The sequence below is a fragment of the Microbacterium sp. CPCC 204701 genome (assembly GCF_004010105.1).
In the GTDB taxonomy this organism is placed as follows: domain Bacteria; phylum Actinomycetota; class Actinomycetes; order Actinomycetales; family Microbacteriaceae; genus Microbacterium.
Map to the genome: position 1 here is coordinate 1 of NZ_RRYE01000104.1, position 8,673 is coordinate 8,673.

At 66.9% G+C, this 8,673-nt stretch carries 8 protein-coding genes; 2 read left to right on the forward strand and 6 right to left on the reverse strand.

The genetic code is table 11. The features are described 5' to 3' along the window. Nucleotides 1-2,569: 2,569 nt before the first annotated feature. Genes rsmG through rpmH form a run of 6 tightly spaced genes read right to left on the reverse strand, consistent with a single transcriptional unit; the run spans nucleotide 2,570 to nucleotide 5,778 of the window. Entirely contained in the window at nucleotides 2,570-3,193 is a 624-nt protein-coding gene (rsmG, locus tag EIO58_RS08410; RefSeq protein WP_127819151.1) for a 16S rRNA (guanine(527)-N(7))-methyltransferase RsmG, read from the reverse strand. Between the two features lie 45 nt (nucleotides 3,194-3,238). Continuing rightward, nucleotides 3,239-3,757 carry a Jag family protein gene (locus EIO58_RS08415; protein ID WP_127819152.1) on the reverse strand — a complete coding sequence of 173 codons (519 nt, stop codon included), beginning with the start codon at nucleotides 3,755-3,757 and terminating at the stop codon, nucleotides 3,239-3,241. 40 nt (nucleotides 3,758-3,797) lie between these two features. Then, entirely contained in the window at nucleotides 3,798-4,925 is a 1,128-nt protein-coding gene (gene yidC / locus EIO58_RS08420) for a membrane protein insertase YidC (RefSeq protein ID WP_127819153.1), read from the reverse strand. Between the two features lie 8 nt (nucleotides 4,926-4,933). Beyond that, nucleotides 4,934-5,290 carry a membrane protein insertion efficiency factor YidD gene (gene yidD / locus EIO58_RS08425; RefSeq protein ID WP_127819154.1) on the reverse strand — a complete coding sequence of 119 codons (357 nt, stop codon included), beginning with the start codon at nucleotides 5,288-5,290 and terminating at the stop codon, nucleotides 4,934-4,936. After that, nucleotides 5,287-5,622, reverse strand: a complete 336-nt coding sequence (gene rnpA / locus EIO58_RS08430) for a ribonuclease P protein component (RefSeq protein ID WP_127819155.1) — start codon at nucleotides 5,620-5,622, stop codon at nucleotides 5,287-5,289. Before rnpA ends, yidD begins: the two co-directional genes overlap by 4 nt. A gap of 18 nt (nucleotides 5,623-5,640) precedes the next feature. Then, nucleotides 5,641-5,778 carry a 50S ribosomal protein L34 gene (gene rpmH, locus EIO58_RS08435; RefSeq protein WP_055952712.1) on the reverse strand — a complete coding sequence of 46 codons (138 nt, stop codon included), beginning with the start codon at nucleotides 5,776-5,778 and terminating at the stop codon, nucleotides 5,641-5,643. 309 nt (nucleotides 5,779-6,087) lie between these two features. Between rpmH and dnaA the strand changes: the two genes are divergently transcribed. Both dnaA and dnaN read left to right on the forward strand, forming a co-directional pair. Beyond that, the gene (dnaA, locus tag EIO58_RS08440; RefSeq protein WP_127819156.1) at nucleotides 6,088-7,530 is read left to right on the forward strand and encodes a chromosomal replication initiator protein DnaA; all 1,443 of its coding nucleotides are present in this window, start codon (nucleotides 6,088-6,090) and stop codon (nucleotides 7,528-7,530) included. Between the two features lie 446 nt (nucleotides 7,531-7,976). Next, nucleotides 7,977-8,673 (forward strand): DNA polymerase III subunit beta (gene dnaN, locus EIO58_RS08445; protein WP_127819157.1); only part of this gene is annotated, 697 nt, incomplete at its 3' end.

Sequence of the window (8,673 nt, forward strand, 5' to 3'; positions counted from 1 at the left end):
CTCCCACTCTATCCCGCCCCCACCCCCAGCCCTTCCCCGCCGCCCGCGCTCGCCTCGGTCGTTCGCGTAATATTCCGTGCTCGCAATTGCTTCCCTCGGCAGCCCCACGAGCCCGCGCGCGTGAGACCACAACCCGGTGTTCCACGTGAGCATCTACGCCGGTCGAGTGACGAGCCCGCGGCGGTATCGCGACCAACCGATGTTCCACGTGAAACATGTCCACGCCACCGCATCCCCACCGCCCGCCGGTCGAGTAGCGAGTTCGCTCGCGTTCCGCGAACGACCCGATGTTCCACGTGAAACATCGGCGCCACCACCGCCCCAACACGCGGGTGAAGTAGCGAGCGCGGCTCACCTACAGCGCGGACGAAGCCATGGCCCGCTTCTAGACCCCCCGGGGCGCCGGGTCAGTGCGCCCACGCTCCAACGCTGCAGGACCCGGATGCCGTATCCGCCTCCCGCCACGGCGTGCGCTGCGACCCGCGCCGGTAGATTGGCGAGGTTGCGAGCGTGTCGAAACCCCTCAACCAATTCGACACTTGGTCGCGAAGGAAAGATGGGTGCGGTCAGGTCGCACCTCGCACAGACCAGTCCGCCCGCCGAGCGGCAACGCCCACAGCCCTCGCAGCAGGCCAGGCGGGCGGTCCGAGACGCGCCCCGTGAAGGTGCCCCTGGCGGCGAAGGAGCACCTCTCGTGCGGGGCAGTGCTCACCTATGGGGCCTCACCGAAGAACACTTACGCCTTCGTTATCCGGCGGTCCGGGAATTTTTCAGCCCTGTGCGATGTGCCGTCTAAACGACGTTTCTTCCTGCCCAGTGGTGGCAGCGCGTCGAGGTGCCCGGTGACAAATGGAATCCGTCTGGCTCCGGTCCCATCCCCGCACCTGCTTCTCGCGCGGATACGCGTCCTCACATGATCGGACTCTCGAAGTACGCAAGCCGGACCGTCATTCATGGGCTCGTGTACGCCGCCCTTGCGCCATCGATGTGCTTCGCGTCGACGTTCGAGGTCCCGCGTGCTCCGGACGTAGCACTGGCCGTCCGGGCACTCGAAGATGTGCACGTGTCCCATCGACCCAGCCTGAGGCGCGGCGGCGCTGGTGACTGCTGCCGTCGATGATCTGTGGGGGTGAACAGTGCACTCGCGGACGTGGGGAGGAGGCGTCGACAGTCGGGTCCGCAGTGGATGACGCCGGGCCGCACACCGTGCTCACGCTACCTCAGCACTCGATCGGCGACCACGACCGCCTCGGGGGCACTTCGGGATGGCACTGTCAGGGACGGGAGCCCCACGAAGGGGGACGCCCACGCGCAACATCGACGAGGCCGGTCAGGCACACGAGAACGACCATGGACTGGGAGTGGTCTCGCTGCTCGCGACCTCGCTACTCGAGTGGATACCAAGTCCGACGCGGGAGCCTGCGGTCGGCGTCTTACGCTCGAGGTCGAGCGGGTGACCGCGGTTCACCCAGGTTGACCGAGACTCTTATGCGGTCTCGCTGCTCGCGACCTCGCTGCTCGACCGGCTCATGCGACACCCCGGCGCACACTCGAGCAGGCGCCATCCGAGACGGGCGCGCACGAGGCGGGGCGCTCACGCGCAAAGACGACCAAACCGGTCGGGGCACAGGACCATGGCGCTGGGATGGTCCCGATACCCTCGCGAGTTGCTGCTCGACCGGCTCATGCGACCGGCACGCGGGCTGTGCGCGCGGCGTTTCACGTGAAACGTCGACCTAGGGACCGCGCGGTTCAGACAGGATGGTCAAGACCCAGAAGTGGTCCCGATACCCTCGCGGGCCTCGCTCCTCGACCGGCAACCACGACCACTTCCAGGAACCGGGGATCGATGTTTCACGTGAAACGCCGACCCAAGGGCCGCCACACGCACAGCACCCGGAGAGACCGGCTGGTCCAATGCGTTCGCGGCACTATCCGACCGGGGGACGCGGTCACCTCGGCAGAGCCGAAGTGCGAACGTTTCACATGAAGGTCGGCCTAGGGAGCGGATGTTTCACGTGAAACACGAACGCTCACCCGCCATGACAGCAGCGGATCCAGAGCGCTGCCCCGTCTCGGCATGCTCGCAGGCCCGCCACCTCACAAATGGACGCGACCCCGTGCAACGCCCGGGTCGGGGGCCGTCGTACGAACAGCGACCCGACACACAGCGGTGTGGTCCTCGTTATGCTCACTGCTCTGCCGGCCGAACGCGAGTCGCGAGGCCTGCGAGGGCCCGGCCTCGAACAGACTTGCCAGAACCTGCCCGACCGCTCCGCACACGGATGGGCACCGCGGCGCACCAGCTGGCAGGCTCGCTGCTCGACAGGCAGACCCGACCCCCGTGCAACGCCTGGGTCGGGGGCCGCGATACGAACAGCGACCCGACACGCAGCGGTGGTCTCGCCATGCTCGCTACTCTGCCGGTCGAACGCGACTCGCAAAGCTGCGAGATGCCGGCCTCGCGCAGACTTGTCGGAGCCTGCCCACCCGCGCTCCGCGCACAGGTGCGCACCGCGGCGCACGACGCCGCGAGCGGCGAAGCTCGGCGGGCAGCGCGCGGATCCTGTCAGCGCACGGTGGCGCGGAACACCCGCGACGGCTCGTCAAGCACGCCCTCGCCGACGACCACCACGCGGGCGTTCGTGACGTTCAACCTGCGAAGCTGCTTCTCAGCGGCTCCGATCTCGTTCTCGGCGTTGACGCCCTTGAGCAGAATCAGCTCACCGCCGTCGCGAACCAGGGGAGCGGTGATCGGAACCAGGGTCCGCAGCGCACTCACAGCGCGCGCGGTGACCGCATCGAGGACCGGCCCGTGCTTCCAGTCCTCAGCCCTGGCACGCACCACCTCGACGTTGTCGAGGCCGAGGGTTTCCACCTGCTCCGACAGCCACGCGACCCGCCGCTCCATCGGCTCGATGAGCACCCACTCGACGTCGGGGCGTGCGATCGCGAGCACAAGGCCCGGGAGTCCGGCGCCCGACCCGACGTCACCCACCCGACCCGAGAAGAGCGGTGCGATGACAGCGCTGTTCAGGATGTGACGCGACCACAAGCGCGGAGGCTCCAACGGGCCGATCAGGCCCCGTTCCTCACCATGACGGCCGAGGGCCTCCGCAAACCGCCGCGCAAGTTCGATGCGACCACCGAAGAGCTCCGCTGCGACGGCCGGCTCCCGCTCGACCTCGATCATGGACACCCCATCCTCACCCGGATGTTTCACGTGAAACGGCAGGTCTCAGCCTCGGCTGATCACGGTGTGGCGGTCAGCCCCCTCGCCGTACGACTCCGACACAAAGCCGCGCTCGGCGACGATGTCGTGGACGAGCTTCCGCTCGTAGCTCGACATCGCGGGGAGCGACGCCTGTGAGGCACCCTCCTCGAGGCGGGAGATCGCACGATCGACGAGGGCCACAAGCTCGTCGTGCCGAGCGTCGCGAGAACCACCGACGTCGAGGATGAGGCGCGAGAAGCGGCCCGTGCGACTCTGCACCGCGATGCGCGTCAACTCCTGCAGAGCCTGCACGGTGTCGGGCTCGGCGATAAGGGCTACGGATCCGCCCTCGGGCGCCTCGACCGAGACATACGCACGGCCGGCGCGTACGTCCAGATCGAGGTCGCCGTCGATGTCGGCGATGTCGAGCAGGCCCTCGATGAAGTCCGCGGCGATGTCGCCTTCTTCTTCGAGCTGTTCGACCGTGGCGGGCTCGCGTTCGGCGGCCGGGTCGGTGCGGAGGGAGTCGGATGACGTGGTCATGGCTGTGAATCCTCGATGTCGATGTGGGAGAGCCGAATCGTCAGCTGCTCGCAGCCGCGCCGCCGTCACCTGACGCGTTCGGTGACTCCGGCTTGGGAGCCTGCTGCTTCTGCGCCTGCTTCTTCGCCCGCTGCTTGCCGACCGGCTGCTGGCGTTTGGGCGTGGCGGCCTTGGCGCGCTCGGCCTCTTCGTACAGGCGCTGCTGCTCGGCGAGATACTTCTCCATCGGCACGACTTTGCCCGACGCGTCGATGGCCTTGCCCTTGCGGGCCAGGCGCTCCTCGCGAGCCTTGGCCGCGTCCGATCCGGGGGTCGGCATCTCGCGGATGACGAGGAACTGCTGACCCATCGTCCACAGGTTCGACACGAACCAGTAGATGACGACGCCCAACGGGAAGAAGACGCCCGAGAAGACGAAGGCGAACGGCAGGACGTACAGCATGATCTTCTGCATCTGGTACGCCTGGCCGGTCTTGGCCTCGGGCGAGAGGTTCTTCGAGATGATCTGCAGCTGCGTGAAGAACTGCGACAGGATCATGAGCACGACGAGCACCAGCAGGATGACGATCGCCGCCGTGTTGCCCGTGTTGACGGCGTCGATGAGCGTCTCGTGCAGCGACGCGACGCCGAAGAGCTTCGCGTTGTAGAACTCCTCGGTGAGCTCGGCGCTGAGAAGTCCGACACCGCCTATGCCGTCCCGCGCATGACGAGTGACATCGTTCAGCACGCTGAACAAGGCGAAGAACACGGGCATCTGCACCAGCAGCGGCAGACAGCTCGACACGGGCGTCGTGCCGTGCTTCTTATAGAGAGCCATCGTCTCGCGGCTCATCGCCTCACGAGAGAGCTGATCGCGCTTGCCCTTGTACTTCTCCTGAACTTTTCGCAGTTCAGGAGCGATTTCCATCATCTTGCGCTGGCTCTTGATCTGCCGCACGAAGAGAGGGATCATGGCCGATCGCACCACGATCACGAGACCGATGATCGAGAGCACCCACGTGATGCCCTCGGCCGGCGGCAGTCCCATCGCCGTGAACAACCAGTGCCAGAACACCAGCACCGCTTCGACGAGCCACTTCAGCGGCCACAGGATGATCCCGATGAGATCGAACCCGCCACCGCCGGGGGGCGGCGTGGGGGACGGCGTGGAAGCCAGCAAGAGATCCATGCGGTGGATCAGTCCTTTCCGGAGGGGGCGGGCACGACGAAGCCATGGCGGGTGAGTGCGTGCCGGAAATGCGAGTGGGGCGGAACATCGTCGACACCGCCGGCGGCCCACGGGTGGCAGCGTGCCAGGCGCCGCGCGGTGAGCACCGATCCGACGACGGCGCCGTGCTGCTGCACCGCTCCGACGGCGTACGCCGAGCACGACGGGTAGTACTTGCAGACGTCGCCGTACGTGTGCGAGATGGTGGCGCGGTAGCCGTGGAGCACCCCGAGGACGGCGTTGCGGGGGAGGAGCGGGATGCTGCGGAGCAGGTCGGACGCCGAGAACTCGGCGTCGCCGAGGGCGTACGCCGGCAGCACGCTCATGTCGCGCTCCTGGCGAGGCAGCGGCGGACGTCGTCGCGAAGGTCGGCGAAGGTCGCGGATGCCGCGCTCGGCAGGGCGCGGATCACGACGTCACTGCCCGGAGCGACCGACTCCAGCGACTCGAAGCACACGGCCTTGAGCCGGCGGCGGACCGTGTTCCGCACGACCGCCCCGCCGACCTGGCGGCTCACGATGAAGCCGAACCGCGCCGGACCATGGGTCTCGGCGCGGTTGACATAGGTGACGGTGTGCTTGCCGGCGCATCGACGACCACGACGGACGGCGGTTCTGTACTCCGCTCCGCGGGTGAGTCGGTTCGACCTCGCGAGCACCGCAGGGGGTGACCCAGCTCAGGCCGAGAGCTCGGTGCGCCCCTTGGCGCGGCGAGCCGACAGGATGCCGCGGCCCGCGCGAGTGCGCATGCGAGCACGGAAGCCGTGCTTCTTGGCGCGGCGGCGGTTGTTGGGCTGGAAAGTGCGCTTGCTCATAGGGGACTACTTCCGATCAGGTGTCACCGGGACGCTCGAGACCGGGGACGCTCGTACAAAGGGACTGCCGCGAGGGCATAAGTCAACCGATTAAGGCTACGTCGATACGCCCGATAACTCAAACCGAGTGCGGGACCCCGCATTATGCCCCGACGGCGGATCAGAGCCTGGCATCGACACGCGGGCTGGATCTACAGTGGAGTTTGCTCACACGTCGCCCGCTGACTAGCGTGGCTCCGGCAGTTATCCACAGGCTCGGCATGGCGTTTCCGCAGCATCCGGTGGAGTCATCAACAACCCGGGGGGGCCATGTCACCGCACGAAGTTCCAGATGTTCCGGTCTGGTCGGCCGTGCTGGAAGAACTCGTGAGGGACGAGCGCATCACGCCGCAGCTTCACGGTTTCATCAGTCTGGCCGTGCCACAGGGCGTCATGGGAGGCACGCTCTATCTCGACGTGCCGAACGACCTCACCGCCGCGCAGTTCACCAAGCGCATGCGGGCACCCATCATGGAGGCGCTCTCACGCGTCGAGCAGGATGCCCACAATTCGGCGTCGTCGTTCCGCGTCGTGGTGAACCCCGACCTCGCCGATGCGCATCTGACCGTGCCGATCCCGATCCAGCAGGGCTCCCTTCCCTCCTCCGGCGCCCCCATCTCGGCGCCCGTCGGGCGCCCGCCGCTCGAAGAGGCGGCGGAGCCGGCATCCGTCTCGCGCAGCGATACGCGTCTGAACCCGAAGTACACGTTCGACAACTTCGTCATCGGGCAGTCGAACCGCTTCGCGCATGCCGCGGCCGTCGCCGTCGCCGAGGCGCCCGCGAAGGCGTACAACCCGCTGTTCGTCTACGGCGACTCGGGGCTCGGCAAGACCCACCTGCTGCACGCCATCGGCGACTACGCGATCAGCCTGTATACCGGCATCAAGGTGCGGTACGTGTCGAGCGAGGAGTTCACGAACGACTTCATCAACTCGATCGCCAACAACCGCGGCTCGGCGTTCCAGGCGCGATACCGGGATGTCGACATCCTGCTGATCGACGACATCCAGTTCCTGCAGGGTCGCGCCGAGACACAGGAGGCGTTCTTCCACACGTTCAACCAGCTGCACGATCACGACAAGCAGGTCGTGATCACGAGCGATGTGCCGCCGAAGCACCTCACCGGCTTCGAGGACCGCATGCGCAGCCGGTTCGAGTGGGGCCTCATCACCGACGTACAGGCACCCGACCTCGAGACCCGCATCGCGATCCTGCGCAAGAAGGCGCAGTCCGAGCGGCTGCACATCCCCGACGAGGTGCTCGAGTACATCGCCACGGTGGTCTCGAGCAACATTCGCGAGCTCGAGGGCGCCCTCATCCGCGTGTCGGCATTCGCAAGCCTCAACCGTTCCACGCTCGACATGTCGCTCGCCCAGACGGTGCTGCGCGACATTGTCGACCAGGATGACGCCAACGTCATCTCGCCGACCGACATCATCACGGCCACCGCCGCGTACTTCAAGCTCACGGTCGACGACCTCTACGGTTCGAGCCGTTCCCAGTCGGTGGCCACGGCCCGCCAGATCGCGATGTATCTGTGCCGCGAGCGCACGAGCCTGTCGCTGCCGAAGATCGGTCAGCTGTTCGGCAACCGCGACCACACCACCGTGATGTACGCCTACAAGAAGATCAGCGACCTCATGAAGGAGCGTCGCTCGATCTACAACCAGGTCTCCGAGATCACCGCGCAGCTCGGCCGCAACGGCCGCTGACGCCGGCGAGCGGCATATGCCGCAAGAAGTTCTTGACACACGCCCGGACCAGGGCCATTATCCGGGTTCTCCCCAGTGTGGAAAACCTGTGGATAACTCCCGAAGCCTGCGGAAACCGCTGTGAGCGACGCGCGAGTGCCTGTGGATGGACTGCGGATGACGGGGGGCGCGGCATCCGTCATCCCGATGCGATTCCGCAGCCGCTCCACAACTCACACGCGTGTGGTTTCGGTGTGCCGACGGGGATCGCACGAGTTGTCCACAGTTTCCACAGCTGTTAACACCATGACAAAGAGATCCATCATGAGAACCGGTTCGATGACCTTTGCGGTGGAGAACTGCACGGCGGATCCCTCTGCCCGGCCAGGGCTGGCAATCTCCGGGGCGGGCACTAGCATGAGAACCCCGAGCCCGCAGCCTGCGGGTCCGCTGCAGAGGGAGCGTTCGTGAAGTTCCACGTCAATCGCGATGTGTTCAGCGAAGCCGTATCGTTCGTCGTCAAGCTCCTGCCGCAGCGAAACCCCCAGCCGATCCTTGCGGGCGTGCTGATTGAGGCATCCTCCGAGGGGCTCTCGCTCGCGGCCTTCGACTACGAAGCCTCCGCGCGCACGACGATCGAGGCCACGGTCGACGACCCGGGCACGATCCTCGTACACGGCCGCCTGCTGTCCGACATCGCCAGCCGGCTGCCGAACGCGCCGATCCAAGTCGAGGTCGATGACGACGGCGGGATCCTCCTCACCTGCGGCTCGGCCCGGTTCACACTGGCGTCGATGCCGGTGCAGGAGTACCCGGCGATCCCTGAGGTCACCGGCGACTCGGGTCTGGTGCCTGCGGAGGACTTCGCGACCGCGATCGCGCAGGTCGCCTTCGCCGCGTCGCGCGACGACGTCACCCCTGTGCTGACGGGCGTGCAGCTGGAGGTCTCGGGAACGAACCTCAGCCTCGTCGCCACCGACCGCTACCGCGTGGCGCTGCGCGAGATCCCGTGGGACGGCGGCGGTACGGCGTCCGACGAGCCGACGACGGCGCTGGTGCCGGCTCGCACTCTCACCGAGGTCGGCAAGACCTTCGCGCACGGCGGCGACATCTCGATCGCGTTCTCGGGTTCGGGCGATCGCGAGATCATCGCGTTCACGGCGG

Bases quoted from the DNA above. Each gene is read 5' to 3' on its own strand.
- rsmG (WP_127819151.1), bottom strand. From the start codon at position 3,193: ATGATCGAGGTCGAGCGGGAGCCGGCCGTCGCAGCGGAGCTCTTCGGT.
- EIO58_RS08415 (WP_127819152.1), bottom strand. From the start codon at position 3,757: ATGACCACGTCATCCGACTCCCTCCGCACCGACCCGGCCGCCGAACGC.
- yidD (WP_127819154.1), bottom strand. From the start codon at position 5,290: ATGAGCGTGCTGCCGGCGTACGCCCTCGGCGACGCCGAGTTCTCGGCG.
- rpmH (WP_055952712.1), bottom strand. From the start codon at position 5,778: ATGAGCAAGCGCACTTTCCAGCCCAACAACCGCCGCCGCGCCAAGAAG.
- yidC (WP_127819153.1), bottom strand. From the start codon at position 4,925: ATGGATCTCTTGCTGGCTTCCACGCCGTCCCCCACGCCGCCCCCCGGC.
- dnaA (WP_127819156.1), top strand. From the start codon at position 6,088: ATGTCACCGCACGAAGTTCCAGATGTTCCGGTCTGGTCGGCCGTGCTG.